The organism is Streptomyces sp. NPDC001415 (genome assembly GCF_053597395.1).
Genome location: NZ_JBSFIE010000016.1, coordinates 15,982 through 39,282 on the forward strand (window position 1 = coordinate 15,982; position 23,301 = coordinate 39,282).

Annotated in this window: 28 protein-coding genes; 14 read left to right on the plus strand and 14 right to left on the minus strand. The window is 69.9% G+C overall.

Translation table 11 applies throughout. From position 1 onward, the window contains the following. Positions 1 to 12: 12 nt before the first annotated feature. Positions 13 to 1,233: a cytochrome P450 gene (locus ACWC2B_RS21780; protein WP_450718971.1), complete on the minus strand. Its 1,221-nt coding sequence runs from the start codon at positions 1,231 to 1,233 to the stop codon at positions 13 to 15. 122 nt (positions 1,234 to 1,355) lie between these two features. Between ACWC2B_RS21780 and ACWC2B_RS21785 the strand changes: the two genes are divergently transcribed. Continuing rightward, positions 1,356 to 2,003 carry a TetR/AcrR family transcriptional regulator gene (locus ACWC2B_RS21785; RefSeq protein ID WP_450718972.1) on the plus strand — a complete coding sequence of 216 codons (648 nt, stop codon included), beginning with the start codon at positions 1,356 to 1,358 and terminating at the stop codon, positions 2,001 to 2,003. Between the two features lies 1 nt (position 2,004). On the opposite strand, the gene ACWC2B_RS21790 is transcribed toward ACWC2B_RS21785, so the two are convergent. The 3 genes from ACWC2B_RS21790 to ACWC2B_RS21800 form a co-directional block, all read right to left on the minus strand. Next, the gene (locus tag ACWC2B_RS21790) at positions 2,005 to 3,150 is read right to left on the minus strand and encodes a permease (RefSeq protein WP_450718973.1); all 1,146 of its coding nucleotides are present in this window, start codon (positions 3,148 to 3,150) and stop codon (positions 2,005 to 2,007) included. Between the two features lie 220 nt (positions 3,151 to 3,370). Next, positions 3,371 to 4,078, minus strand: coding sequence for a DUF305 domain-containing protein (locus ACWC2B_RS21795; RefSeq protein WP_450718974.1), 708 nt, complete (start codon positions 4,076 to 4,078; stop codon positions 3,371 to 3,373). A gap of 102 nt (positions 4,079 to 4,180) precedes the next feature. Then, entirely contained in the window at positions 4,181 to 4,615 is a 435-nt protein-coding gene (locus ACWC2B_RS21800; protein WP_450718976.1) for a hypothetical protein, read from the minus strand. Positions 4,616 to 4,866: 251 nt separating this feature from the next. On the opposite strand from ACWC2B_RS21800, the gene ACWC2B_RS21805 reads away from it, so the two are divergent. Both ACWC2B_RS21805 and ACWC2B_RS21810 read left to right on the plus strand, forming a co-directional pair. Continuing rightward, positions 4,867 to 5,784: a MurR/RpiR family transcriptional regulator gene (locus ACWC2B_RS21805; RefSeq protein ID WP_450718978.1), complete on the plus strand. Its 918-nt coding sequence runs from the start codon at positions 4,867 to 4,869 to the stop codon at positions 5,782 to 5,784. 370 nt (positions 5,785 to 6,154) lie between these two features. Next, positions 6,155 to 6,559: a hypothetical protein gene (locus ACWC2B_RS21810; RefSeq protein ID WP_450718980.1), complete on the plus strand. Its 405-nt coding sequence runs from the start codon at positions 6,155 to 6,157 to the stop codon at positions 6,557 to 6,559. Between the two features lie 9 nt (positions 6,560 to 6,568). On the opposite strand, the gene ACWC2B_RS21815 is transcribed toward ACWC2B_RS21810, so the two are convergent. Continuing rightward, positions 6,569 to 7,621: a saccharopine dehydrogenase family protein gene (locus tag ACWC2B_RS21815; RefSeq protein WP_450718982.1), complete on the minus strand. Its 1,053-nt coding sequence runs from the start codon at positions 7,619 to 7,621 to the stop codon at positions 6,569 to 6,571. Positions 7,622 to 7,749: 128 nt separating this feature from the next. On the opposite strand from ACWC2B_RS21815, the gene ACWC2B_RS21820 reads away from it, so the two are divergent. Both ACWC2B_RS21820 and ACWC2B_RS21825 read left to right on the plus strand, forming a co-directional pair. Next, positions 7,750 to 8,730, plus strand: coding sequence for a GlxA family transcriptional regulator (locus ACWC2B_RS21820; protein ID WP_450718984.1), 981 nt, complete (start codon positions 7,750 to 7,752; stop codon positions 8,728 to 8,730). Between the two features lie 114 nt (positions 8,731 to 8,844). Then, positions 8,845 to 9,009 (plus strand): hypothetical protein, encoded by a 165-nt coding sequence (locus ACWC2B_RS21825; protein WP_450718986.1) that lies wholly within the window; start codon positions 8,845 to 8,847, stop codon positions 9,007 to 9,009. On the opposite strand, the gene ACWC2B_RS21830 is transcribed toward ACWC2B_RS21825, so the two are convergent. Both ACWC2B_RS21830 and ACWC2B_RS21835 read right to left on the minus strand, forming a co-directional pair. Beyond that, positions 9,006 to 9,590, minus strand: a complete 585-nt coding sequence (locus ACWC2B_RS21830) for a GNAT family N-acetyltransferase (protein WP_450718988.1) — start codon at positions 9,588 to 9,590, stop codon at positions 9,006 to 9,008. The genes ACWC2B_RS21825 and ACWC2B_RS21830 overlap by 4 nt on opposite strands. 170 nt (positions 9,591 to 9,760) lie before the next feature. Next, a complete protein-coding gene (locus tag ACWC2B_RS21835) occupies positions 9,761 to 10,012 on the minus strand; it encodes a hypothetical protein (protein WP_450719268.1) in 252 nt (83 codons plus the stop codon). Here ACWC2B_RS21835 and ACWC2B_RS21840 point away from each other — a divergent pair. Then, positions 9,900 to 11,030 carry an MFS transporter gene (locus ACWC2B_RS21840; protein ID WP_450719250.1) on the plus strand — a complete coding sequence of 377 codons (1,131 nt, stop codon included), beginning with the start codon at positions 9,900 to 9,902 and terminating at the stop codon, positions 11,028 to 11,030. The genes ACWC2B_RS21835 and ACWC2B_RS21840 overlap by 113 nt on opposite strands. A 96-nt stretch (positions 11,031 to 11,126) precedes the next feature. Here ACWC2B_RS21840 and ACWC2B_RS21845 read toward each other — a convergent pair whose 3' ends face one another. Together ACWC2B_RS21845 and ACWC2B_RS21850 are read right to left on the minus strand one after the other, a co-directional pair. After that, positions 11,127 to 11,567 carry a hypothetical protein gene (locus ACWC2B_RS21845; protein WP_450718990.1) on the minus strand — a complete coding sequence of 147 codons (441 nt, stop codon included), beginning with the start codon at positions 11,565 to 11,567 and terminating at the stop codon, positions 11,127 to 11,129. 117 nt (positions 11,568 to 11,684) lie between these two features. Continuing rightward, positions 11,685 to 12,512: a maleylpyruvate isomerase family mycothiol-dependent enzyme gene (locus ACWC2B_RS21850; protein WP_450718992.1), complete on the minus strand. Its 828-nt coding sequence runs from the start codon at positions 12,510 to 12,512 to the stop codon at positions 11,685 to 11,687. A 289-nt stretch (positions 12,513 to 12,801) separates the two neighbouring features. On the opposite strand from ACWC2B_RS21850, the gene ACWC2B_RS21855 reads away from it, so the two are divergent. Then, positions 12,802 to 13,569, plus strand: coding sequence for a class I SAM-dependent methyltransferase (locus ACWC2B_RS21855; RefSeq protein ID WP_450718994.1), 768 nt, complete (start codon positions 12,802 to 12,804; stop codon positions 13,567 to 13,569). Positions 13,570 to 13,588: 19 nt separating this feature from the next. On the opposite strand, the gene ACWC2B_RS21860 is transcribed toward ACWC2B_RS21855, so the two are convergent. Continuing rightward, positions 13,589 to 13,927, minus strand: coding sequence for a thioredoxin family protein (locus ACWC2B_RS21860; protein ID WP_450718996.1), 339 nt, complete (start codon positions 13,925 to 13,927; stop codon positions 13,589 to 13,591). A gap of 312 nt (positions 13,928 to 14,239) precedes the next feature. On the opposite strand from ACWC2B_RS21860, the gene ACWC2B_RS21865 reads away from it, so the two are divergent. Further along, positions 14,240 to 14,878 (plus strand): hypothetical protein, encoded by a 639-nt coding sequence (locus ACWC2B_RS21865; protein WP_450718998.1) that lies wholly within the window; start codon positions 14,240 to 14,242, stop codon positions 14,876 to 14,878. 207 nt (positions 14,879 to 15,085) lie between these two features. After that, positions 15,086 to 16,162 (plus strand): hypothetical protein, encoded by a 1,077-nt coding sequence (locus tag ACWC2B_RS21870; protein ID WP_450719000.1) that lies wholly within the window; start codon positions 15,086 to 15,088, stop codon positions 16,160 to 16,162. Positions 16,163 to 16,279: 117 nt separating this feature from the next. On the opposite strand, the gene ACWC2B_RS21875 is transcribed toward ACWC2B_RS21870, so the two are convergent. Continuing rightward, positions 16,280 to 16,744 (minus strand): hypothetical protein, encoded by a 465-nt coding sequence (locus tag ACWC2B_RS21875; RefSeq protein ID WP_450719002.1) that lies wholly within the window; start codon positions 16,742 to 16,744, stop codon positions 16,280 to 16,282. A gap of 408 nt (positions 16,745 to 17,152) precedes the next feature. Between ACWC2B_RS21875 and ACWC2B_RS21880 the strand changes: the two genes are divergently transcribed. Then, entirely contained in the window at positions 17,153 to 17,851 is a 699-nt protein-coding gene (locus ACWC2B_RS21880) for a scabin-related ADP-ribosyltransferase (protein WP_450719004.1), read from the plus strand. A gap of 79 nt (positions 17,852 to 17,930) precedes the next feature. On the opposite strand, the gene ACWC2B_RS21885 is transcribed toward ACWC2B_RS21880, so the two are convergent. Next, positions 17,931 to 18,368, minus strand: a complete 438-nt coding sequence (locus tag ACWC2B_RS21885; protein ID WP_450719252.1) for a class I SAM-dependent methyltransferase — start codon at positions 18,366 to 18,368, stop codon at positions 17,931 to 17,933. A 144-nt stretch (positions 18,369 to 18,512) separates the two neighbouring features. Between ACWC2B_RS21885 and ACWC2B_RS21890 the strand changes: the two genes are divergently transcribed. After that, a complete protein-coding gene (locus ACWC2B_RS21890) occupies positions 18,513 to 19,142 on the plus strand; it encodes a dihydrofolate reductase family protein (protein ID WP_450719006.1) in 630 nt (209 codons plus the stop codon). Positions 19,143 to 19,350: 208 nt separating this feature from the next. Here ACWC2B_RS21890 and ACWC2B_RS21895 read toward each other — a convergent pair whose 3' ends face one another. After that, positions 19,351 to 19,680 carry a LuxR family transcriptional regulator gene (locus ACWC2B_RS21895; RefSeq protein WP_450719008.1) on the minus strand — a complete coding sequence of 110 codons (330 nt, stop codon included), beginning with the start codon at positions 19,678 to 19,680 and terminating at the stop codon, positions 19,351 to 19,353. Positions 19,681 to 19,902: 222 nt separating this feature from the next. Here ACWC2B_RS21895 and ACWC2B_RS21900 point away from each other — a divergent pair, with 222 nt between their 5' ends. After that, complete coding sequence (locus ACWC2B_RS21900; protein WP_450719010.1) at positions 19,903 to 20,463, plus strand: uridine kinase family protein; 561 nt, start codon at positions 19,903 to 19,905, stop codon at positions 20,461 to 20,463. 4 nt (positions 20,464 to 20,467) lie between these two features. Here ACWC2B_RS21900 and bla read toward each other — a convergent pair whose 3' ends face one another. Then, the gene (bla, locus tag ACWC2B_RS21905) at positions 20,468 to 21,463 is read right to left on the minus strand and encodes a class A beta-lactamase (RefSeq protein WP_450719014.1); all 996 of its coding nucleotides are present in this window, start codon (positions 21,461 to 21,463) and stop codon (positions 20,468 to 20,470) included. 333 nt (positions 21,464 to 21,796) lie between these two features. Here bla and ACWC2B_RS21910 point away from each other — a divergent pair, with 333 nt between their 5' ends. After that, positions 21,797 to 22,429, plus strand: coding sequence for a DUF4956 domain-containing protein (locus ACWC2B_RS21910; protein WP_450719016.1), 633 nt, complete (start codon positions 21,797 to 21,799; stop codon positions 22,427 to 22,429). After that, positions 22,426 to 23,250, plus strand: coding sequence for a polyphosphate polymerase domain-containing protein (locus tag ACWC2B_RS21915; RefSeq protein WP_450719018.1), 825 nt, complete (start codon positions 22,426 to 22,428; stop codon positions 23,248 to 23,250). The genes ACWC2B_RS21910 and ACWC2B_RS21915 overlap by 4 nt, the downstream gene beginning before the upstream one ends. The last annotated feature ends 51 nt before the right edge of the window (positions 23,251 to 23,301 follow it).

Genomic DNA, 23,301 nt, shown 5'->3' on the forward strand with positions numbered 1-23,301 from the left:
CCTTCTCCCCGGTCACCAGGTGACCGGGAGTTCGTTGACGCCCTGGATCGTCGTGCCCGGGCGCAGAGTCAGCTGATCCACGGGGACGGCGAGGCGCAGGGTCGGAATGCGCTCGAAGAGCGCGGTGAGGATGACTTCGAGTTCCAGGCGGGCCAGGTTCTGGCCGAGACACTGGTGCACCCCGTACCCGAAGGACAGGTGATGACGGGCCGAGCGGTGCACGTCGAAGGCATCCGGGTTTTCGAACACCGAACTGTCGCGATTGGCAATGGAGTTGGTGACGATCACGCCCTCGCCCGCCCGGATGAGCTGCCCGTCGATCTCTATGTCGGCCGTGGCCACGCGGCCGCCCGCGATGTCGGCGATGGCGAGGTAGCGCAGCAACTCCTCGACCGCGCCGGGCAGCAGAGTGGGGTCGGCGCGCAAGGCGGCGTGCTGGTCGGGGTGTTCGAGCAGGGTGATCACGCTGAGCGAGGTCATGGAGGCCGTGGTCTCGTGACCGGCGACGAGCAGCAGCAGCGCGGTCGAGATCAGCTCGTCGCGGTCGATCTCACCGGCCGCCAACTGGCGCGTCACCAGACTGTTCAGCAGGCCAGGACCGGGCTCGGCCTGCATCTTGGCGATCAGTCCGTCCAGGTAGTGCTGGAAGTCTTCGCGGGCGGCGATCGCACCGGCCGCGTCCGACGCCTGGACAAGGCGCCTGCTCGCGTCCTGGAAGAAGTCGTGGTCGGCGTACGGCACGCCGAGCAACTCGCAGATCACCATGGAGGGAACGGGCAGTGCGAACTGGCTGACCAGGTCGGCGGGCGGCCCGGCGGCGAGCATCTGGTCGAGGAAGCCGTGCACGATCCGCTCGACGGCCGGGCGCATGCCCTTGATGCGTTTGACGGTGAACTCGCTGATCGTCATCCGTCGGCGCGGCCCGTGTTCGGGCGGGTCCAGGCCGATGAAGGCCGGGCGGACCTCCCGGATGGCCTCGAAGCGCGGGGAGGTGGCGGGGAATTCGGCGCGGGTGCGGTCGGACGACAACCGGGGGTCGGCGAGTAGCTTCCGCGCCGTCTCATGCTTGGTGACGACCCAGGCCCGCCGGCCGTCGAAGAGGGTTACGGCGCTCAGCGCGCCGGGCTCGTCCCGTAACTGGCGGTATGTCTCGGGCAGTTGGTAGGGACACGTGCGGTCGGCAGGGAAGGCGGGGGCCTCGTGCGTCTGGATCGCTGTGGCGGTCTCGGTCATGTCGGTCATCGAATCCCTCGAAACCTCAGACGTTAAAGAACGGTCAGTTCTCTAAGGGCGAGGCTAAGCTGTCCCCCTTAGAGAACGCAACGGCTCCTATCGGACACACCCGGGAGGCATGGGTGCCCAGCAGCACCGGCCCGGCCACCGAACCGCCCGCTGACCATCGCAAAGGGCCGCGCCGCCGCGGCGAGGAACTGGAAGGCGCCATTTTGCTGGCGACCCTCGATGAGCTCACCGAGGTCGGTTACGCCGCGCTGACCATGGAGCGGGTCGCCGCCAGGGCCCGTACCGGCAAGGCCGCCGTCTATCGCCGCTGGTCCAGCCGGGCCCAACTGGTGGTGGACGCCTGCCGGTTGGGCAAGATCTCCGAAGTCGGCCTCCCCGACACCGGCGAGCTGCGCGCCGATGTGCTGGCCCTGCTGCGGCAGATGTCGGCCAAGATGGACAGCCCGCTCGGCGACATCATGCGCGGGCTCCTCGGGGAGATGACACGCGATCCGGAACTCGCCGAGCTGATCCGGGAGCGGGTCCACACCGTCGGCCCGTCGACGATCCTGATCATCCTGGAACGCGCCGTCGAACGCGGCGAGGTGGAGCCGTGGGTCCTGACCTCACGAAGGGCCTCGGTCGCGACGGACCTGCTGCGCAACCAGTTCCTGATGTTCGGCGCCCCCGTGGCGGACGAGGTCCTCACGGAGATCGTCGACGACGTGTACCTGCCACTGGTCCTGAGCCCGGCCCCGAAACCGCCGGACAAGGCCGACTAGGTTACGGAACCTGGTCGCTGGGTCCTCCGCCCATCATCCGGAGCATCCCCAGCCCTCCCGTACGGAAGAAACGTACGACCAGGACCGCCGCCAGCACGAGGAACGCGATGTTGAGCCAGGTCGTGTAGTTCCAGGCGATGCCCGCCATGGGGATGGTGGCCGAACTCCGGTCGGGTACGAGGCCGAGCCCCCCGAAGACGAACTCCACGACGTACCCGGCGACAGCCATCGCCAGGTAGAACGTGCCGAGGAGGAAAGCGGCCATGCGGGCGCCGTAGTACTTCCGGTAGATGGTGAGGATCGGCAGGATCAACAGGTCCGCGAAGATGAACGCGACGACACCGCCGAAGCTGATCCCGCCCTTCCAGAGGACCACCGCCAGCGGCACGTTCCCGATGGAGCAGACGAACGAGGCGATGGCCACGAGCGGGCCGATCAGCGGCCCCCACAGCTTGGACGCCAGCGGATGCCCGTCGAAGAAGAACGTACGCCAGAAGGAGTCCGGCACCCACGCGGCGATCGCGCCCGCGATGACCAGCCCGACGACGAGATCGCGCAGGATCGCCGCCCACTCCATGACGAAGACGTGGGCGGTGGAGGTGAATCCTTCGGCCGAGAACAGCCGCCTGGCGAACGACCCTTCCTTCTGTACGGACATGTCCATCGCGGCATGGCCTTCCATCGAGCCCGCCAGACCGCGCTCGGCCTGTTCGCGGGCCCGGCTCAGCAGCCCCTCGCGGAGGAAGAGCCGGAACAGCACCGCGAGCAGCACGATCATGAGAGGACCGCCGACGAACTCGGCCGCCGTGAACTGCCAGCCCATCAACAGGGCCAGGATCACGCCGAGTTCGACGACGAGGTTGGTCGAGGCGATCTCGAAGGCCATCGCCGCGGTGAAGTGCGCACCCTTGCGGAACAGCGAGCGGGCCAGCGCGACAGCGGCGTACGAGCAGGAGGACGAGGCCGCGCCGAGCCCGGCCGCAAGCGCGAGGGTGCGCGGCCGGTCGTCACCGAGCAGCGCGACTACGGTGGACCTGCGCACCACCGCCTGCACTACTGCGGACAGGGCGAAGCCGAGAACCAGGGCCCAGGTGATCTCCCAGGTCATCGAGCCGGCGATGCGCAGGGCGTGCAGTACGGCATCCATGGGCGTGCCTTCCACGAGGAGGGGCGTGGGGCCGGATGGGGGCGGGCGTGCGGAAGAAGCGGGGTTCCAGGCCCCCGTCGAGACGAAGACCCGGAACCCACATCCCTGCCGTCGGTTGACGGTTGTCTGCTATCTGTCAGCCGTCACCTGTCCACTGACAGCCGATGACTGATGACCGATGACCTATAACTGATAGCTGACAACCGTCGGCTGTCAGCCGTTACTTGAGCCGGTCGACGATCTTGTTCATCTGCTCGATCTCCGCGTTCTGCGCCGCGATGACGTTACCCGCGAGCCTCTTGGCATCGGGGTTGCTGCCGTTCTTCTGCTCGCCCTTGGCCATGGTGACCGCGCCCTGGTGGTGGCCGATCATGAGCTGGGCGAACTTCTTGTCGAAGTCCTTGCCCTTGGCGGACTTGAGGTCATTCATGTCCTGGTCGGACATCATCCCGGCCATGCCGGACGAGCCGTGGTTCATCCCGGCCATGCCGGACGAGCCGTGGTTCATCCCGGGCATGTCCCCCATCGGCGACGAGGCCGAAGGCAGCGGCTTGCCCCACGACTTCAGCCAGCCGTTCATGGTGTTGATCTCGGGGTCCTGAGCCTTCTCGATCGCGGTGGCCAGGCTCTTGACCTCGGAGTCGGCGGCGCGGCCATCGGCGAGGCGGGCCATCTCGATGGCCTGCTGGTGGTGCGGGATCATCTGCTGCGCGAACGTCACGTCCGCGTCGTTGAACGCACCGCCCGGGGACGGGGTGCCGGACGACGTGGCGTTGCTGGGCCCGTGGTTCGTTCCGGGCGTGGCCGGGCCGTCGGGCTTGGAGCTGTCGGAGGAACCGCAGGCCGTCAGCGCGAGGGCGAGGGCGGCGACGGTGCCGGCGGCCGCGAGCGTGCGACGGCGGGCAGCGGAGGGGAGGGAAGCGGACATCAAAGGGTTCTTTCCAGGTGGACGCGCCCCTGCTGGGGCGGGCGTGAACGGGTAGGGCACTCTTCGCCGGTCCGGCCGGGAGGCCGGGCCGGGCAGTGCCTGTCACGTCCGCGCGACGCACACCTGGAGGAGCAAGCCTCTGCCGCTGAGCGGCGGACCGCGCCGCGCCGCGACGAACCGGCCCGCACGGCGGAGCCCCCGGCCGACGAGGACCACCAGGCCGAGCACCGTGAGGAGACCGGCCGCGTCCAGCGGCAATCGCTCCCGGGCGGGGGTGGACACGCAGAGCTCGCCGCTCGTCCCCGTGACGACGGGGGTGGCGTGCTGCGCGCCCTGGATGTCCGCGTGGCCCGTACCCATGGGCACAGTCATGGACGTACTCATCGGCGCGGTCATGGGCGCCGGCGCGGCCATATCGCCGTGGCAGCCCGCGGCGGCGTTCGCCGGAGCCCCGTGCATGGAGAAGAGGCCGAACAGCACGGCACACAGCACGAACAGCCGGGACAGTCCCGTCCTGCGCGTCCGTCCGCGGTCCACGGCTTCCTCGGCCTTCTCTCGCTCGTACGACTCCTGTGCTACCGCCCGACGATACCCCCACCGGGTTTACTCGGGGTGCCCCCGCCCCGGTGTTGGCAAGGCTGGACGGTCACGCCGTGCGCCACCTCCGTTCGGGCTCCGACGAGTGTGGGCTTCATCGAAGTTGCCAGGTCAGTGGTGGAATTTGGGCTGGTCCGCCACAAGGGTGAGCTATGTTTTGAGCACACGTGGCATGAGAAGGAGGCCCGCCGGTGTCATCGGGGCAGCAGGTACGCGCCCAGTCGGCCGCGATCACGCCGAGCGGGGAGCCTTCGACCCATGAGCGCGCCCCGGCCGACCGGGTCCGCGCGCTGTTCGACGGCCACCGCCTCTCCCCCGGTCAGCGGCGCATCGCCCAGTACCTCATCGATCACCTCACCGACGCGGCCTTCCTCTCGATCACCGAGCTCGCGGAACGGGTCGGTGTGAGCCAGCCTTCCGTGACCCGCTTCGCCTCGTCCCTCGGCTACAGCGGCTATCCCGCGCTGCGGGAGGTGCTCCAGCCGATCGCCCTGAGCGCGCTGGCGGGCACTCCCGAAGGCCGCGAGGAGAGCCGCCACAACGAGCTCCAGGCGGCGGTGGACGCGGAGATCGAGAACCTGGAGAACGTCCGCCGCCTGGTCGCCAACACCACCCAGGTCCTGGAGATCGGCCGCGAGCTGGCCCTCTCGGTGCCGCTGACCGTCCTCGGCCTCAGGATCTCCGTGTCCCTCGCCGAGTACTTCGCGTACGCGGCCCGGCGCATCCACCCCGATGTCCGGCTGGTGACACGTGGCGGCAGCGTCGCCTATGACGCCCTGCTGCAGTCCCGTTCGGCGGGCGGGACCTGGGTGCTCGCCTTCGCGATGCCCCGGCACGCCAAGGAGACCCTGGCCGCGATGCGGGCGGCCCGCAGCGCCGGGCTGCGTATCGCACTGGTCACGGACACCACGCTCGGCCCGCTCGTCGACGAGGCCGATGTGGCGCTCACCGCGGGCACGGGCTCACGGCTGGTGTTCGACTCGTACGCGGCGCCGGGCGTGCTCGCCGCGGCCATCCTTCAGGCGATGGCCGACGCCGATCCCGAGCGGACGCAGGCACGGCTGGAAGAGTACGAGCAAGCCGCCGACAAGCACGGTTTCTTCCTCTAGAGCGGCCTGGCGCGGCCTGATCGGTTCTTCCGTTTCTTCCCTCAGCGGCCGGATTCGCCCAGGTCATTGCGCAAGATCTTCACACCCTGTGCGCGCATGAATTTTTTCATACCCTTGTGTACTCAACGGTATATATGTTTACTGAGCCGTGGCGGCCACCGATCTCTTCCTGCCAAGGAGAGCGACCCCAGTCCCTCTGAGAACGAACATCCAGCGTGACGCTCTCCCCCTCCTCCTCACGTCGCGCTGGATGTCCGATCCAGGCTGTTGGATCCGGTGGAACCGCTCGTGGCGGCCTCGGCTAACCCCTGAGCCGGGGCCGCCCCCCTTTCTCTCGATCAGAGTTCGACAACCATCGGAAGCGACGAGAATGTCCCCTACGGCCCCCACCACCACGCTCAGCCCGGACTGGCCCTGCCAGGTCAAATCGCCGGGGAGTCGTGACTGGGAACGCACCGCCACCCGTTGGCTGCGCGACCTGCTGCCGGCCCGCTACGCCGGCTACTCACCCCTCATCCGCCACCACGTCCTGCTCGCGCGGCACGCACAGATCCAGGTGCAGCACGAGATCCGCGCGGTGCGCGTCGCCCTTCAGACCAGCCGCGCCGAACTGCCCACCCTGGGCGTGGCCCCGGCCGTCATCGAGAACACCATCAGGATGTACGCGATGGAGCTCGAACAGCTGGGCCGCCTGGCCCGGGGCGTTCGGCTCGTCATGGAGGCCCTCATGGACGACGGCGCCCCGACGCGCAGAACCCACATACCGCGAAGGTGACGTCGGGGTCTACGCGGGCGTCGGCAGGTCGAGCCGCGTGAAGTGTTCGGGCGTGAGCGACCGCAGGAAGTCCGCCGCGTCGAAGGCCTCCCCGGCGGCGACCACGCCCGTCGCGTGCGAGCGTCCGTCGAGGATTCGCGCGAGGGCCTCGACGACGAGCGGCGCCGTGACCGCGTAGATGTCCCGACCGCCCGCGACCGCACGGCGCGTCTCGGCGCCCTTGCGGGCGGCCGCCTCGACGAGGAACGTCTGCGCCGAGCGTCCGCTACTGTCGGCGGGCACGGGCTCGGGCGTCGTCGCGTCCCGTACGTCCCGCAGCGGCGCGAGGTTCATGACGGCGCGCACCTCGGGCGTCCGCACATGGCGCGGGATGGTCACCTGGTCGGCCGTCGCGAACGGTGCGGCCTCCTGCTTCCCGAACGGCTCGGGAAACTCCCAGGGGAATTCCCGCGGCGTGTAGTCGAAGGGGGTCAACTTGCCTGCGGTGTAAGCGAGTTGCTGCCCCGCGTTGCTCTTTCCGGTGAGCCGGCTGCCGAGGGTGGGCAGCCAGCTGTCGAGGGCGTACGCGAGAACCACCTCGTCCGCCTCCGTCCAGTCGCCCAGGGCCGCGGTGGCCAGCAGGTCGCCAACGGCGCCGTAGAACGCGACCGAGGGCGCGAGGACGACGCCCGCCTCCTTCGCCCGTGCGTCGTACGTGTCGAACAGCGCGGCCGTGACGGCCTGTTCGGCGGCGACGTCCAGGTAGGGGAGGCGGGCGCGCAGTGCCGCCTGGGCGACGGGGAGCGCGGTCGCGAGGAACGGGCCCGCGCAGTTGACGACCGCCGATGCGCCTTCCAGAGCGCGGTCGAGGGAGGCCGCGTCCCCGGTCGACGCTACGCGCACCGGCGCGTCGGGGGCGAGCTCGCCGAGCCCTTCGAGCTTCGCCCGGTCGCGGCCTGCGAGCACGACTCTCGCACCCCGGCCGAGGAGCTCCTTCACGACGAAGCGGCCCGTGTGGCCGGCGGCACCCATGACGGCGACGGGCCGCTCGTCGGGCCAGGCGACAGTGTGCGGAACAGACATGGGGGAAAGGGCGGAACTCATCGTCGGCTCCCGGTTTCTGCGGGTGGTGTGTGGTGTGACGCCATGGTGCGGGAGCCGGACCCACAGGCACCAGCGGCCGGAATGACGAGGGGCGTACAGTTTCGGACATGACAGTTTCCGGAGTGAGTACGTCTGCGGCTTCGGGCGGCCGGACCGTGGCGCTGGCCGTCGCCGAGGGGAGCATGCTCTTCGAGGCCGCGGCGGCCTGCGAGGTGTTCGGCACCGACCATCGCGAGCTGGTCGACCCCTGGTACTCGTTCCGTGTGTGCGGCTCGCGGCAGGCCCGCGTCGGGGGCTGGCTCCGCGCCGACACCACGCACGGCCTGGATGCCCTCGCGTCCGCGCACACGGTGATCGTTCCGGCCCAGGACGACATCGAGGGCGACCCGCCAGGTGAGCTGATCGACGCCGTCCGCGCCGCGCACGCCGCCGGCGCCCGCATCGTCTCGCTGTGCACCGGGGCGTTCGTGCTGGCCGCGGCGGGGCTCCTCGACGGCCGCCGCGCCACCACACACTGGGCCCATGCCGGCCTGCTCGCGGAGCGGTATCCGAAGGTGGCGGTCGACGCCGGGGTGCTCTTCACCGACGAGGACGGCGTCCTCACCTCGGCGGGCAAGGCCGCCGGGATGGACCTGTGCCTGCACATCGTCCGCACCGACCACGGCGCGACGGTGGCCAACGCACTCGCCCGCCACCTCGTCGTACCGCCGCACCGGGACGGCGGCCAGGCCCAGTTCATCCCCGCACCGGTGACCCACGGGCGTGACCACCCGCTCGCCGACCTGCTGCCCTGGGCCCTCGACCGCCTCGACCAGCCGCTCACGGTGGAGGACCTGGCCCGGCAGGCGGCCATGAGCAGCCGCAACCTGGCCCGGCACTTCCACGCCGTCACCGGGACCTCGCCGCTGCGCTGGCTGCTGAGCCAGCGCGTACGGCTGGCTCAGGAGCTTCTTGAGTCGGGCGACGACAGCGTCGAGCACATCGCGGCGCGCACGGGCATGGGAACGTCCGCGACGCTGCGGCGCCACTTCGCCCGCGTCACGGGCCTGCCGCCCGAGGCGTACCGGCGCACCTTCGGGATGCGTTGACACGCCCCTCGGCCCGAGCGCCGGTGGGGCGGCGACCCAAAATGCGATCTACGGGGGTGCGTGCGAGCGTGGGAGGTGGCTCTACCTCCGACTGCCCAGCAGGGGGCGACCACCATGAGCAAGAAGCAGACCCGTCAGAACCGGGGAGCACGTACCGGCGGCCATGACCGGAGCACCACCTCCGAGGTCAAGGAGCAGGCGACCACCACCACGCCGGAAACGACGCGCTCCACGCCAGAGGTGTCCCACAAGCAGCCGCGGAAGTTCGGCCACAACTAGGGCCTGTCCGGCGGAACTTGACCGGGACGCGCGGCCCCGGCTCGCCACTCCGGTGCGAGTACCGACCAGATCTCCTCGTCGTGCCGCTCGCCCCGGTAGAGGTAGCTCTCGCGCAGCACGCCGTCCCTTGTCATGCCCAGCCGTCGGGCGACGGCGATGCTGGGTTCGTTGGCCGCCGCGACCCACCACTCCACCCGGTGGATGCCGCGCTCCTCGACGGCCCAGTCGATGATCGCGCGCACGGCCCGGGTCACCAGGCCCCTGCCCACCGCCGACGGCTCCAGCCAGCAGCCCGCCTCGGCGATGCCCTGCGCGGTGTCCAGCCTCCGGAACAGCACCGCGCCGACCAGTCTGCCGTCGGTCCGGATGCCGTAGAGCCGCCCGGTGTCGGCCGCCGTCCGGTCCGCGTACGTCTGGAGGAACGCCCGGCTCGACTCCAGGTCCGTCACGACGTCGGGCAGCCCGTTGTACCGCCCGATGAACTCCCGGCCCCGGTCCACATGGTTGAGGAACTCCTCGGCCTGCCAGGGTTCGAGCGGGCACAGTTCGGCGCCGTCCTCGCCCAGGGATATCGCGTACATCCACACCCTCCACGGTCTCGACCGGCACCCACAGCGCCGTCGGCCAGACCTTACGTCCCTGGGTAGTCGCGTGCGCCTCGCGAGAACACGACATCACCCTGTGCCCCCACCGGTGGTGTCGCGGATCCGCCAGAAGTCGCCTTCCCGCCCTGCTGAAGTGGTGGCCACACCTATCCCTGGCCACGCCATGTGGTGCCTCCACACAGGACGGGAGTCATGTCCTCCTCCACAGCGATCAACGCTTCCAGCGAGCCCTCCGCACCACCGGCTCCATCGCCGCTCTTGTCCTGGCTGGCGGTGCTGTCGGTGATGTTGGGGATCTTCTCGATCGTCACCACCGAGATCCTTCCCATCGGCCTGCTGACGTCGATCGGATCAAGTTTCACCATCTCGGACGGTACGGCCGGACTGATGATGACCATGCCGGGCTTCCTGGCCGCGCTTTCGGCGCCGCTGGTCACCGTCGCGACCGGGCGCGTCGACCGTCGGCTGATGCTGGGGGCGTTCACGGTCCTGCTGGCGCTGGCCAACTTCCTTGCGGCAGCGGCGTCGAGCTACTGGCTGGTGCTGGTCTCCCGGGTCATGGTCGGGGTCACGATCGGAGGGTTCTGGTCCATCGGTGCCGGTCTCGCCGGTCGTCTCGTGCCGGCGGGCTCGGTGGCCCGGGCGACTTCAGTGATCTTCGCGGCGGTACCGCTCGGCTCGGTGGTCGGACTGCCCCTTGGCACGCTGATCGGGGACCTCGCGGGCTGGCGCACGGCGTTCCTCGTCATGGGGGTTTTCACCGTCGGGGTGCTGGTGCTGCTGCTCCTGGTGGTCCCTCCGCTCCCTGCCGCGCGGACGACCCGGCTGCATGTGCTCGGCGGCATGTTCCGGAGCGTCAACACCCGGTTCGCACTGGGGACTACGTTCCTCATCGTCCTCGCACACTTCGGCACCTACACCTATGTGGCGCCCTTCCTGGAGCGGGTGACACATGTGGGCTCCGGCTCCATCACAGTCTTTCTGCTCGGCTACGGAGTGGCGGGCATCGCCGGCAACTTCCTCGGCGGGGTGGCCGTCGCGCGTCGCCCGCGAGCCACCTTCGCGGTCGCCGCCGCGATGATCGCCGGAGCCACCCTGCTGCTCCCGGTGCTCGGCCGGTGGGAGCCGGGAGCCGTGGCCCTGCTGATCGTGTGGGGCGTCGGATACGGTGCCGTGCCCGTCTGCTCGCAGACGTGGTTCGCGAAGGCATCTCCGGACTCGCCGGAGGCGTCCTCAGTGCTCTTCACCGCCTCGTTCCAGGCCACCTTCTCCACCGCGGCTCTGCTCGGTGGCGTCGTCGTCGACCGCTCTTCACCTTCGACGGTCATGACGATGGGTGGTGCGGCGGCCCTGCTGATGGTGCTGGTGGTGTGGGTCCACCACATGGGGAAGGTCTCGTGGCCCGAGCCCGGGTAGGGGCACCTGAAGAGTTCAACTCCCTTGGATCATGGTCGAGTTGACGGGACATTCCCCCGCCATGACGTGAGTACCGCAGCCCGCCGGTGAACCGGGTCAGCCCTGCGGCAGGGTGAACACCATGAAGATCACGGCCAGTGGTGGCAGCAGTGCGCACCAGGCAATCGCCCTGCGCGACACGGCGTACCGCATCTTTCGGGGCAGGACCCACGCCGTCAACAGCATGGCGGGCGTGCCGAACAGGCTCGCGTACAGACCGCCGACGATGATCCCCAGGGCCTCGTTCAGCGCCCGGGAGCAGTGGTCGGGCCCGCAGCTGTCCGTGGCCATCGCCGAGAGCCCGCCGAACATCACGGCCACGGGGACAAGCAGCAGCGCCAGCCCCGTGGCCCAGCCGGGCGCCGCCCAGGCGCTCTCGTCGCGGTCGGCCGGGCCACGGGGACGGGACTCGTGTGCGCTCACCACAGCATCTGAGGCATTCGCCGTGGCCCACGCCTGCCGCAGTTCCTGGTCCGTGCAGATCCCTTGATCGTTCATGTGCCCAGTGAACCGCCGTCCCCCGCAGGCACGCCTCCGACCACGTACTCATATGGCGCTCGCACACATACTCATCCGCCGCGGTCGCCCTCAGAACCCTTCGGAGCCCTCAGGCCCTCAGAACTCGGAGTTGGCAACCCAGCGCGCGAGCAGTTCGTCGTCCCCGGAGGTCTCGAAGGCGTCCGAGGTCCGGTCGAGGCGCCCGTACATGAGCAGGAGCAGATCGGCGGCGGCCCCCTGGACGGTGGCGTCCGCCGGGTTCGCGGACTCGGTGCCCGTGGGGTCGGTACCTGTGGGGTCGAGCCCGAAGCCGTCGGGGCTCAGCCGCACCAGCCAGTCGCCCGCCCGGTCGGTGCAGCGGAAGCGGATGGTCTCGTCCTGGCCGCGCAGGTGGGCGGTCTTGGGTGCGAAGGACGCGGCGAACGGCAGGTTGACCAGGAACTCGTCCACCCCGTCGGCCGCGAGAGCGGGGTCGATGACGGGCCGGAGGCCAAGGGCGAGTTCCGCGTCGACACGGTGCACCAGCGTCTCGAACAGCATCCGCCGCATCCAGAACCGGGCATGGGGATCGGCGCCCCACACCCACATGGTGGCGTCCGGGTCGGTGTCGGCGAACGCTCGGGCCGCCACCTGCGAGCTCGCCGTCAGCCAACCGGGGTAGCCGGCGTCGTCGGCCGGCAGCTCCAGTGCCGCGTCGCGAGTGAGAGGGCGTTCCTGAACGCGCTGACGCAGCAGCCAGGAGAACATGCGCTGCACGCTTCCGGTGTGCCTGATCAGGTCGACGAGCGTCCAGCCGGGGCAGCTCGGTACCGGCGTCGTCAGGTCCGCCCCCTCGACGACCGCCACGAACCTGGCGGTCTCCGCCATCACCGCCTCGCGGTGGGTCGCGGGCGAGGAAGCCCAGCGCGAGCCATGTGACCTGTCCCTGTCCATGCCGCTGTCCATGTGGCTGCACCTTTTCCGTTGTGGCTCTTACGGTCCGACAGCCCGGGTGGGTCCGCCCTCGGGAACTCTTCCACGGTCTGCCGGGGACCAGTCTGCTCCGCGGCCGGCCTCCTCATCGACTCGGGTCAGCTCATGGACTCGGGTCACCCCTGGGGCAGTGTGGTCGGAGCACACTCGGCCCGCCGTCCTGTGTGTGGCGTTTGCCCACCCAGCGGGGTGCGGACCACCCGTGGGGACCCGATGATGGGAAACCTGTGGGGCATACGTATCCGAGAGGCGGGACCGGGCCATGCCGCAGGAACCAGTGGGCGCGCGGGCCTGGTCAGGGCCCGAGGGCGCGGAGGCCTTCGCGGCCGTGGACGCGGCGACGGACTGGCTGGTCGGCTATCCGTTCGTGTTCCAGGCGCTCGCCGAGAAGAGCCGGGCGGGCAGAGTACTGCTGGACTTCGGCTGTGGGCCGGGCCGTGTCGCCGACCACGCGGCCCGGCGGCTCGGCATGCGGATCATCGGCGTGGACGCATCTTCGGAGATGCTCGTCCTGGCCCGCCGACAGAACACCCCGGGAGCCGAGTATCACCTGGTCAGGGACGGCCGCGCCGACGAGTTGCCCGATGCCTGCGCGGACGCCGCCATGTGCAACCACGTCCTGGCGTCGCTGCCCGACGAGCAGGCCGTCCTCGGCGTGTTCGGCGAGATCCGCCGGCTGCTGCGGCTCGGAGCCCCGCTCGTCCTGCTGACCACGGATCCGGCGGGCAGCGGCATCGAGTACGCCTCCTTGCGGATCGGCGAGTCCGGTGTCACTTACCGCCCCGGCCAGTCCATGTCCGTACGGCTGCGCCGCACGGACGGCTCCTGGCAGACCATGCCGAACCATGCGTGGCCGCCCACCACGATCTCCGCCCTCCTGGAACGGGCGGGGTTCACCATCACCGCGCAGCATCACCCGACGCCGGACGAGGCACAAGGCGTCGCTGACCCCGACCATGTGCACAGCCGCGACTGGGCGGCCGAACGCCGACTCCCACCGCTCGTGGTGACGGTCGCCACCAGGGCCTGAGTTGGGTCACCACGACAGCTCAGAGGTTGCTGTTTAGGAATCCCTTCAGCGCGGTCCCGTCCATCGGGCCGCTCTCCGCGGCCGTCGCCTTCCCGCCCTTGATCAGGACAACGGTGGGCGCTGCGGTGACTCCGTACCGCTGTACGGGCCCGGGGCACCGCGTCATGTCGACCTTGACGGCGGTCAGGCGCCCCGCGTACTCCTCGGCGGCTTCTCCCACGACCTCGTCCATCTGCTTGCACACCTTGACGGCCTTCGGCCAGGTCCCGCAGAAGTACGCGAGCACCGGGCCGTCGGTCATGCCGAGGATGAAGTCGAACTCCTGGTTCTCCAGCGGTTGGTGGACCCTGCGGGCCATGGCACTCCTCGTGTTCCGAGCAGTACTCCGGTCGGTACTGCGATCAGCACGGTCATCAGTGCTGCGGCCCCCATCATGACCCGCGGATCCGGCACACCCTGCCCCGCACCCCTGGGCAGACGATGGTCCAGCCGGTCGCCGCTATGTACGCGACCTGCGGGAACGGACACGTTCCGCTTACGTATTGAGCAGGTCATGGAACGGTGACGGGCCTGGTGGAAGCCCACGTTCCCGTACTAAGAAGTGTGATCGCAGGGACCGCGTTTGACGGTCCACAGTCACGTATGGGGGAGAACAGTGAGTAGTTTTGGCGTGCGGCGGACCGCATTCGGTGCCATCAGCCTGGCGGCCATCGGGGCACTGGCTCTGACCGGTTGCCAGAACGGCGACGGCAACGGCGGGGGCAAGGACGCGTCCACCCCTCCCGCCATCGGGTCCACTCCTCCCACCCACTCCGCACAGCCCAGCGCGCCCGCCCCGGCCGGCGATGGCGGCACGGCGAAGGCGGGACAGAGCTTCAAGATCGGCGAGGCGGCGCAGATACCGTTCAGCTACGGAACCACCACCAAGGGCACGATCGCGCTCACCGTCACGTCGATCGACCAGGGGCAGCCCGGCGATCTGGCCCCGCTCAAGCTGGGTGACAAGGTGAAGGGGAAGGTCCCCTACTACGTCCGGTACTCGATCAAGAACACCGGCACGACCGACCTGGCCTATGCGTCGGTGGGTCACATCAAGGGCCTTCTCGGGGACGGCACCGAGGCGCAGGACCTGATGGTCATCGGCACGTTCGACAAGTGCCCCAGCGAGCCGCTGCCGAAGGGCTTCACCAACGGCCACACCGCGACCGGTTGTGCGGTCGCCCTGGCGCCGTCGGCCGCGACCAAGGTGGCCTCGGCCGAGTACTGGGGCGACCCGTACACGCTCGGCAAGGGCCTCATCTGGAAGTAACGCATTCGAGGCCCCTTTGCATGGTGCTGCGCCCCATACCTGTCTCGTCCGGTGTGGGGCGCAGCACCATGTGGTCGGTGGTGGCCGGGCGCCGGATCCGGCCCAGGACGCGGATCGGGTCGGTTGCCCGGCGAGGCGCGCCGCCGCCGGGTCGCACGGGCGCATACTGGCGGCATTTCCGTATGCCGCGCGTCCGAGGAGCCGGTCATGGTCCTGTCTCCCCCGCCCTGCCAGCATCCGCCCGGAAGTCTCGCCCGCCGTTCGGTGCTGCTCGGCACGGCGGCGTGGTGCATGGGCGCCGCCGCCTGCTCGGGAGGGGCGAAGACGTCGTCGGCCGCCAGCACTTCGCCCGCCACCGGCTCGCGTACGCCGTCCGCCGCATCCGTCTCCGGCTCGCCGTCCGCCGTCGCGAGCCCGGGCGCCGTCGCGAGCCCGGGCGCCGGGTTGCCCCGGGCCGTCCCGTGGCGGCCGGGGCCCGGGGAGATCGAGCCCGCCGCCAAGCTCGCCGCCGTCAGACTCGTCGAGGCGCTCGGCACGTGGCCTGCCGGGCAGGGCGGCGAGCAAGCGGCGGTGGACCGGGCCGCCGCCCTGGGCACCCCCGTCTCATCGGCGTCCCAACTGACCGCCCAGGCAGGGTCGTTGAGGCCGATCGCGGATGCGGCGGTCGTCCGGGTGATCGACGCCCAGTACGGCGGGATCCTTTCCGACACGGCGAGCGTTCTGGTCGTGTGCGACCAGCCCACCCTGACCGGTACGACCGTCCGGCCCGGCGGCACCACGGTCGACGTACGGCTCAGCCGTGGCTCAGCCGGCTGGCGTGTCACCGCCCTGCACCCCGCAGCGCCCGGCCCGGCCACAGCGTTGGATTCGGCGGCGCGGGAGGTGCTCGCCCAGTCCCGGATCGAGCTGCCGCCCGCCTCCGCCGCCGACATCCGCAGCGGCGCCGTGCACGACAGTGTGCTGCGCGCGATGCTCCAACTGGCGGGCGCCTACCGGCTGTCGGTCAGCGTCGTACGTTCCGGGCACCCGTTGGACGTGTTCGGCACCGACCGCCCCAGCGACCATCCGCTCGGCCGGGCCTTCGACGTATGGCGCATCGACGGCCACCCCGTCGTCGATCCGGCGACCTCCCGTACCCTGATCACCGCCTTCATGCGGGCCGCGGCGGCGGCCGGTTCGTACAACGTCGGCGGCCCCGTGCAGTTGGCGGGTGGCGCCACGGCGAACCAGTTCTTCTCCGACGACACCCACCACGACCACGTGCATGTGGGCTTCACCGCCTGACGCCACCGCTCCACCGGATCAGGACCCGCCGTACTGGATCAGGACCCGCCGTTCCTGTTACGGGCCGCCATCGCGGTGGCACAGTTCGGCGCTGCTTGCCCTGCGGGGCGTGGGCGATCATCCGCCCTGCTGGGGCGTGGCGAACAACGAGCGCAGATACTTGCCGTTGACCAGTGCCGCGACGGCGAGCAACAGGACCCCGCAGACAGCTTGTTCGGCCTTCATCCACACCGGGAACGCGCCGGGCAGCGCGATGATCGCCGCTATGGCCACGATCATGACGCCGGAGATGACCCTGAGGCGGCGGTACGCCGAGCGCGAGCCGCGGGCAGTACGGATGGCGCACAGGTATGTCACCAAGGCGCTGGCGACGACGATGGTTCCGCGCACCCATACAGCCGAGTTCACGTCGGCGGAGTCGTTGCGCAGGAGCACGATGGCCACCAGCGTGAGCACGCTGATGCCGAGGTAGCCCCCGACCAGGAGCTTCGTACCGCGGAAGGCCGCCAGACTGCGCGGATGGTTCAGGCGTTCCGCGGAAACCGGGGCGGCTGCGGAGTGCGAACTCCGGGCGGCTTTCATGATGGTCCCTTCTCTGTCGGTCGCTGTCTGGCTCTCTGCCGATGTGTGGTCTCTGCCGATGTGTGGCGGCGGGGGCTATGGGCGTGCCGCACATCCTTCGCGGCGCGGCTTCCACAGCCCCCTGTGCGGCCATTCCCAAGGGTCCGTCCTGCCCGCCGCCCATCCATCGTCCCCGCGAACGAAACCCGGCCGACTCGGCCTCAGGGGCCGGTGAGGGCCACCCCGTAATGGAGCCCGGGGCATGGAGCCCGGGCCGAAACCCCTACACCAGGGGGCGAGCGGGGCCGCGCGGGATCGGTATGACTGTTTCCCCCTTGGGGGTGACCGGGGCGCCCATTCGCCCCGATACCTGATCCGTGCCCGTTAGAAAGGGCCCGTCCTGTTGATCAACAGATGGGCTGTTCCAGCATGTTGAAGACCGCTCTGCGCATCCTGGCCGCCACTTCCTTGGCCACCGCCTCGCTGACCGTCGCCGCTCCCGCCGACGCGACCGTCCAGCGCGCCACGACGGTACGGGCGCAAGCCCCCGACACCGGACCTTGCGGGCCGGTCGGCCGGTTCAACCCGTCGGACTGGTGGCGCACCACCACCTCAGCCTCCATCGCCCCGGCCGTCTGGCATGCGTCGGCGGCCGAGAACTGGCAGTGGCGCGACGACGCCAACACGCTCTGGCGGGGCGACACCCGGGACAACGTGGAGCAGCTCTTCAACGACGGCTTCACGCCGCGAGGCGAGGCGCTCACCCCGCTCGCCGAGTACATCGTCAAGGGCGGGGGCCAGAACACCGCGCATGTCAGCACGAGTTGCGAGAAGTGGGTGGCGGAGAAGTTCGCCACGTACGGCGCGGCGAAGACGGGGTGGGTCTACGAGATCGAGGCGCCCGGCGGCATCGATGTCAACGCCACTGCCCACCTCAATGGGTATGAGTCCCCGTACCTCTGGAACAAGGAGATCGACTTCCCCGGTGGGATCAAGGGGAGTTACATCAAGCAGGCCTGCAAGTACCACCTGGTGAAGACCGATCCGGACACCAAGGTCAACTCGTACGAGAACCTCGGTTGCCGCACCAACGGCCACTTCGAGCACCCTTTGACCGTCACCCGCTGACCACCCGGCGCTCCTGAACATCCGGGCGGGGTGGCGGGTGAGAACCCCGCTACCCCGCCGACCCACCGACTCTCAAGACTTACGCTTCGGCCTTGCGGGCCAAGAGGCAGGCGTGCGCTCTCCTCACCCGGCCGTCCGGCTCCTGCTCCGTGCGCGCGGTGACGACGAAACCGGCCTGGCGCAGCAGCTCGGCTGTGCGGTCCAGCGGCAGGAAGTAGGACTCGTACGAGACCGGACGGTCGAAGGCCCGCGTCGGGCACATGTGCTCGTTGTCACCTATGTAGTCCCCCCACATGAGGAGGCCTCCGGGCGCGAGGGTGCGGTGGAACTCGGCGAACACCGTCGGCTGCCGCTCGGGCGGTGTGTGGTGGGTGGAGTACCAGGCAAGGATGCCGCCGAGTTCGTTGTCGGAGAGGTCCAGCGCGGTCATCGAGCCCTCCATGAACTGCAGCTCCGGACAGGTCTCCCGGGCATCGAGCCCGCTCCGGTGGCCACGCCGACGAGCCGTCAGGAGAATTCTCCCAGGGCGTGTCGAATCGGCCGGGTCCCGTTCGACGCAGGGGTGAGAGCAGAGTCACGTGTGGTAGCCGCCCCACCCATCGTCCGGTCCCCTCCGTCGTCCCGGCCCACCCGCCGTCCGTCCGATCAAGGAGAGAACGCCATGCCCAAGGTGCGCGTACACAACCTCACCGTCACCCTCGACGGCTTCGCCGCCGGTCCCGACCAGCGCTTGGACGCGCCCTTCGGCGACGGCGTGGACGGCCTGCACGCGTGGATGTTCGCCGCGATGCGCGACCGTGCCGAAGGGAAGACCGGGATCGACGTCGACTTCGTCGCCCGCAGCGAGGAGAACATCGGCGCCACCATCATGGGCCGCAACATGTTCGGTCCCCTGCGCGGCCCCTGGCAGGACGAGTCGTGGACGGGCTGGTGGGGCGACAACCCGCCCTACCGCCATGACGTGTTCGTACGCACCCACTACCCGCGGCCCTCGCTGCCCATGGAGGGCGGGACCACCTTCCACTTCAGCGACGAGCCCGTAGAGACGGTCCTTGAGCGGGCGTTCGACGCGGCGGCGGGCCAGGACGTGCGCATCGGCGGCGGCCCGGACACCGTGCAGCAGTACCTCCGCGCCGGTCTCGTCGACGAGCTCCACCTGGCCATCGCCCCCATGCTCGCGGGCCGCGGCGAGCGCCTTCTCGACCATTTGGGCGATGGGGTCGACGGCTACCGGGTCGCGGAGCTGATCAGCTCCGCGACCGTGACCCATGCACGTCTGGTACGCCGCTGACGTGCGTCAAAGCGTAGGCCGGGACGTAGGTCGGGGGCACATGCCGAGCGTGTAGGGCGCGTGGGCACGGGGGGGGAGGGGGTGGTAGCCGCGTGTGTCGCGGAATGAGGACTGGGGGACACCCACGGGAACGCCCACGGGGACGCCCACACGGAATGGTGGGCGCGTATGGCTGCCGAGGGGAATGGTGGGCGCTTATGACGTCGTGTCAGGTCATCGCCACGGTCAGCAGGAATGCCGAGTCCTCCAGCGCCTCCACCGTGTGCGCCGTGGCCGGCACTGCCAGCAGGTCGCCGTCCCGGCCCTCCCATGTGTCCGCCCCGGCGACGAGCCGGATCCGGCCCGACCACACCAGGAGCGTCGCCTCTCCCCCGAGCCCATGTTCGCCGAGCGTGTTCCCCGCGGTGAGGGCCATGACCGTCTGTCGCAGTACGCGCTCGTGCCCGCCGATCACCGTGGACGCGCTGCGCCCGGCCCCGGCGTCCCGGGCAGCCTTCAGCTGAGCGCGGGCGATTGCTTCCAGGGAGAACTTCTCCATGCCTTGCTCTCACTTCCTTGTGTGAAGGGTGCCGCGTGTGAGGGGTGCCTCGCCACGGGGTTCGTACCAGGCCGACCCTGGCAGAACCGCGCGTCGGCGGCACGCCGGGACGCGCCGGAAGGCAATTCGGGGTACGGCCACCGACGGGGGCCGCCCTCGCCTCCCGCCCGGCACATGGGCCTCGTGCGATCATCGGCCGTCGTGACGGAACGGGAGGGTCGGATGCTGCTGACGTTGACCGGCGGTGCGGGCGCGGGCAAGACGACGCTGGCCGCGGCCCTGGTGGAGACCGCGCCCCGCGCTCCCGTACGGGTCCTGCACGGAGACGACTACTACTTCCTCACTCCGGAACGCGGGGTGTGGGCGCCCGACGAGGCGGGGACGCCGCGCCTGGACGTCGGCGATCCCCGCTCGATGGACGCCGAGCGCCTCGGCCGCGACGCCGACGCCGCCCTGGCAACCGCCGCATACGTCATCGTCGACGGCATGTTTGCCCACCACATAGCCCCGATGACCCGGCACGCCCGCTTCGACGTGTTCGTCGATCTGCCGGCCGACCTCCGCCTGGCACGCAAGATCCGGCGCAAATGCCTGCGCGAGGGCTTCCCCCTCGACGTGCTCCTGCGGAACTACGTCGACCACCGCCGGGACGCCCACACACGCCACATCGAGCCTGTGCGCCACTCCTGCGACCTGGTCGTCGACGCCACCCTGGATCCACGCGACCTGGCGGCAATGGTGTGGTCAGCCATCACCAACAGGGGCTCCGCACAGAGAAGTTGAGCCGTCAGTGGGTCTGCCGCACACCCAGTCCGCGTACCAGCGTCGACGCGGTGCTCGCGACCACCGCGTTGTCCGCGGCGGCATCGGCGGTCGTGTGGTTGGTGTAGATCGCGATGATCACCGGGTGTCCCGACTTCGGCCAGGCCACGGCGATGTCGTTGGCGGATCCGTAGGCGTCGCTGGTGCCGGTCTTGTCGCCGACGGTCCAGTCCTTGGGCACTCCGGCCCGGATGCGTTCGTCGCCCGTGACGGTGGCGCGGAGCCAGTTGTTCAGCCGATCCCGGTCCGTGGGTACCAGGGCGCTGCCGAGGGAGGCCTTGGCGAGGTCGCGGCCCATGGCGGCGGGGGTCGTGGTGTCGCGCCGCTCGCCCGGCTGCCAGTCGTTCAACTCGGGTTCCCAGCGGTCCAGTCGGGAGACCGGGTCACCGAGGGACCGGTAGTAGTGGGTCAGCCCCTGGGGGCCGCCGATCCGGCCGAGCAGCAGGTTGCCCGCCGTGTTGTCGCTGCGGGTGATGGCCGCACGGCAGAGTTCGGCCACGGTCATTCCCTTCTCGCCCTGGCCTTCGGTGGCCGGGGAGTTGGGGACCTCGTCACTCTTCTTCCAGTGGATGACCTTGTCCAGCAGCCCCGGCTCCGTGCGCCGCGCCGTGTCGAGGACGGCGGCGCACACCATGGCCTTGAAGGTGGACAGGGACGGGAACTTCTCGTTGCCCCGGTAGGTGACGGTCCGTCCGGTGGCGGTGTCGAGGGCATAGGCACCGATCCGTACGTGGTGTGTCCTCTCCAGGCGGCTCAGCTCGTCCGCCACGTCATGTGTGCCGCCCACATGGAACGGCACCGGTGCCGTGGTCGGGGTCCGGTCCCGAGCCTCGGCCGCCTGCACGGTGGACGCGGTACCCGTGGTGAGGACCGCGAGGGCGAGCAGCGCGGTGGGCCACTTCGTGCGGGAATGCGTACGGGGACGGCGGAAGGAGGCAAGGCGTGTCGTTTTGTCTCGCATGGCTCCAGAAGAACAGGCACGGGCCGCCGCCGTCCAAGACCCGTCCCGGCAACGCGGCCATAGCGATCTGCCTATGACGCCTGTTGAGGGCGCGGTCGCGGGGCGGAAGCCCGAGGCCCCGGATACGGGGACGAATCGTCCCTGGCGGGAGGGCCGTATGGGGGTCGAACGGGACAGCCGGGGTGCCGTATTGGTCATTTGTCACTCGGATACATCAATGATCCGTTGGATTTACTGACAAGTTGGCGATTGTTCACCCTGTGGCCTCCTAGAGTCTGGGGTCTCTTCCCGTACACACACGTACGGCCTCGCACGCACGTAAGGAGCGGAGCCATGGACTCGTTACGTCACCTCGTCGCCCATCTGGGGCTGGACCTCACCGCCATCTGCCTGCTCACGTTCGCGATCTACTATCCGAGGCACCGGCGGCGCGATCTCGTGCCGGCGTATCTCGCCCTGAACGTCGCCCTGTTCACCATCGTCGCGGCCCTCGCCGAAGTGGGCGGCAGTGGCGGCATGGCGCTCGGCTTCGGGCTGTTCGGCGTCCTCTCGATCATCCGGCTGCGCTCCGACGCGGTCCAACACGAGGAGGTGGCCTACTACTTCACGACGCTCGTCCTCGGTCTCATCTGTGGTCTGCCGCACCTCGGGTTCGCCCTGGCCGCCGCGCTCAGCGCCGTTCTGCTCCTTGTCGTCTACGCGGCAGACCATCCGCGCCTGTTCGCCCGCGCCCGGCGCACCGTCATCACCCTGGACACCGTCCACACCGACCCCGCCACCCTGCGGGCCGACCTCGCACGGCGCCTGGGCGAGCCCCTGCACTGGACGGTGATGGAGATCGACTTCGTACGGGATCTGATGGTCGTCGACGTCCGCTATCGCGAACCCGAATCGCGGCCGGTCGGGCAGCAGACCGGTTCCGTCGAGGCTCTTCGTCCGGCCGCGCCCGCGCTGGACGCCGTATGACCGTCCAGACCGCCGCGCTGCCGGCCACGGAAGCCGTACGGGCCATCAACGAGGCGGCCCACCAAGCCGATCCGATCTCACTGGCCGAGCTCAATGAGCGGTCCTCCCTGCTCACGCGGTTCGACCGCAGCTATCTCGTACCCGCCCCCACGTTCCTGCGGGTGGTCGGCCGGCTCACCGATGGCCGGCACCCCGGCGGGGCCTTCCGGGCGCTGGCCATCGACGGCCGTCGCTCCTTCCGCTACCACTCGGTGTACTACGACACTCCGGGGCTCCGCTCCTTCCACGACCACCGCCAGGGCCGACGCCTGCGGTTCAAGATTCGTGAACGCATCTACGAGGACAGCGGGGAGCGGCAGTTCGAGATCAAGCTCAAGGGGGCCCGCGGCGACACCGTCAAACATCGCTGCCCTCTGACCGGCACGGACACCCCGCTCGACACCACGCAGCGGGCGTTCCTGGCCGACACCCTGCGCCATGCCTACGCGATCGACGCGCCCAGCGCGCTGGGGCCCTCCCTGTCCACCGACTATCTCCGGACCACCTTCGTGGCCGACGGGCAGCGCATCACCTGCGATGCCGGGCTCGTGTGCGTCGATCTGCGCTTGAAGCACAGGGTGCGCGCCAACAATGGCCTCGTGCTGGTCGAGACGAAGTCCGCCGAGCATCTCACCGAGGCGGACCGGCTGTTGCACGCCCACCGGGTGCGGCCCGCCGTGTTCACCAAGTACTGCGGCGCGTTCGCCGTGCTGCGCCCCACACTGCCCGCCAACCGGTGGCGGCGCGCCGCGCGCCAGGCGTTCGGCCCGCAACCGCATTGACGGCACATATGGCCGAAAGCCATACCGCCCGTTCGTAAGGGGTGGGGCCAC

Bases quoted from the DNA above. Each gene is read 5' to 3' on its own strand.
- ACWC2B_RS21855 (WP_450718994.1), top strand. From the start codon at position 12,802: ATGCCGCAGGAACCAGTGGGCGCGCGGGCCTGGTCAGGGCCCGAGGGC.
- ACWC2B_RS21845 (WP_450718990.1), bottom strand. From the start codon at position 11,567: ATGAACGATCAAGGGATCTGCACGGACCAGGAACTGCGGCAGGCGTGG.
- ACWC2B_RS21880 (WP_450719004.1), top strand. From the start codon at position 17,153: ATGTTGAAGACCGCTCTGCGCATCCTGGCCGCCACTTCCTTGGCCACC.
- ACWC2B_RS21795 (WP_450718974.1), bottom strand. From the start codon at position 4,078: ATGTCCGCTTCCCTCCCCTCCGCTGCCCGCCGTCGCACGCTCGCGGCC.
- ACWC2B_RS21910 (WP_450719016.1), top strand. From the start codon at position 21,797: ATGGACTCGTTACGTCACCTCGTCGCCCATCTGGGGCTGGACCTCACC.
- ACWC2B_RS21860 (WP_450718996.1), bottom strand. From the start codon at position 13,927: ATGGCCCGCAGGGTCCACCAACCGCTGGAGAACCAGGAGTTCGACTTC.
- ACWC2B_RS21825 (WP_450718986.1), top strand. From the start codon at position 8,845: ATGAGCAAGAAGCAGACCCGTCAGAACCGGGGAGCACGTACCGGCGGC.
- ACWC2B_RS21915 (WP_450719018.1), top strand. From the start codon at position 22,426: ATGACCGTCCAGACCGCCGCGCTGCCGGCCACGGAAGCCGTACGGGCC.
- ACWC2B_RS21810 (WP_450718980.1), top strand. From the start codon at position 6,155: ATGTCCCCTACGGCCCCCACCACCACGCTCAGCCCGGACTGGCCCTGC.
- ACWC2B_RS21890 (WP_450719006.1), top strand. From the start codon at position 18,513: ATGCCCAAGGTGCGCGTACACAACCTCACCGTCACCCTCGACGGCTTC.
- ACWC2B_RS21840 (WP_450719250.1), top strand. From the start codon at position 9,900: ATGTTGGGGATCTTCTCGATCGTCACCACCGAGATCCTTCCCATCGGC.
- ACWC2B_RS21835 (WP_450719268.1), bottom strand. From the start codon at position 10,012: ATGGTCATCATCAGTCCGGCCGTACCGTCCGAGATGGTGAAACTTGAT.
- ACWC2B_RS21900 (WP_450719010.1), top strand. From the start codon at position 19,903: ATGCTGCTGACGTTGACCGGCGGTGCGGGCGCGGGCAAGACGACGCTG.
- bla (WP_450719014.1), bottom strand. From the start codon at position 21,463: ATGCGAGACAAAACGACACGCCTTGCCTCCTTCCGCCGTCCCCGTACG.
- ACWC2B_RS21875 (WP_450719002.1), bottom strand. From the start codon at position 16,744: ATGAAAGCCGCCCGGAGTTCGCACTCCGCAGCCGCCCCGGTTTCCGCG.
- ACWC2B_RS21820 (WP_450718984.1), top strand. From the start codon at position 7,750: ATGACAGTTTCCGGAGTGAGTACGTCTGCGGCTTCGGGCGGCCGGACC.
- ACWC2B_RS21815 (WP_450718982.1), bottom strand. From the start codon at position 7,621: ATGTCTGTTCCGCACACTGTCGCCTGGCCCGACGAGCGGCCCGTCGCC.
- ACWC2B_RS21870 (WP_450719000.1), top strand. From the start codon at position 15,086: ATGGTCCTGTCTCCCCCGCCCTGCCAGCATCCGCCCGGAAGTCTCGCC.
- ACWC2B_RS21830 (WP_450718988.1), bottom strand. From the start codon at position 9,590: ATGTACGCGATATCCCTGGGCGAGGACGGCGCCGAACTGTGCCCGCTC.
- ACWC2B_RS21780 (WP_450718971.1), bottom strand. From the start codon at position 1,233: ATGACCGAGACCGCCACAGCGATCCAGACGCACGAGGCCCCCGCCTTC.
- ACWC2B_RS21850 (WP_450718992.1), bottom strand. From the start codon at position 12,512: ATGGACAGCGGCATGGACAGGGACAGGTCACATGGCTCGCGCTGGGCT.
- ACWC2B_RS21790 (WP_450718973.1), bottom strand. From the start codon at position 3,150: ATGGATGCCGTACTGCACGCCCTGCGCATCGCCGGCTCGATGACCTGG.
- ACWC2B_RS21895 (WP_450719008.1), bottom strand. From the start codon at position 19,680: ATGGAGAAGTTCTCCCTGGAAGCAATCGCCCGCGCTCAGCTGAAGGCT.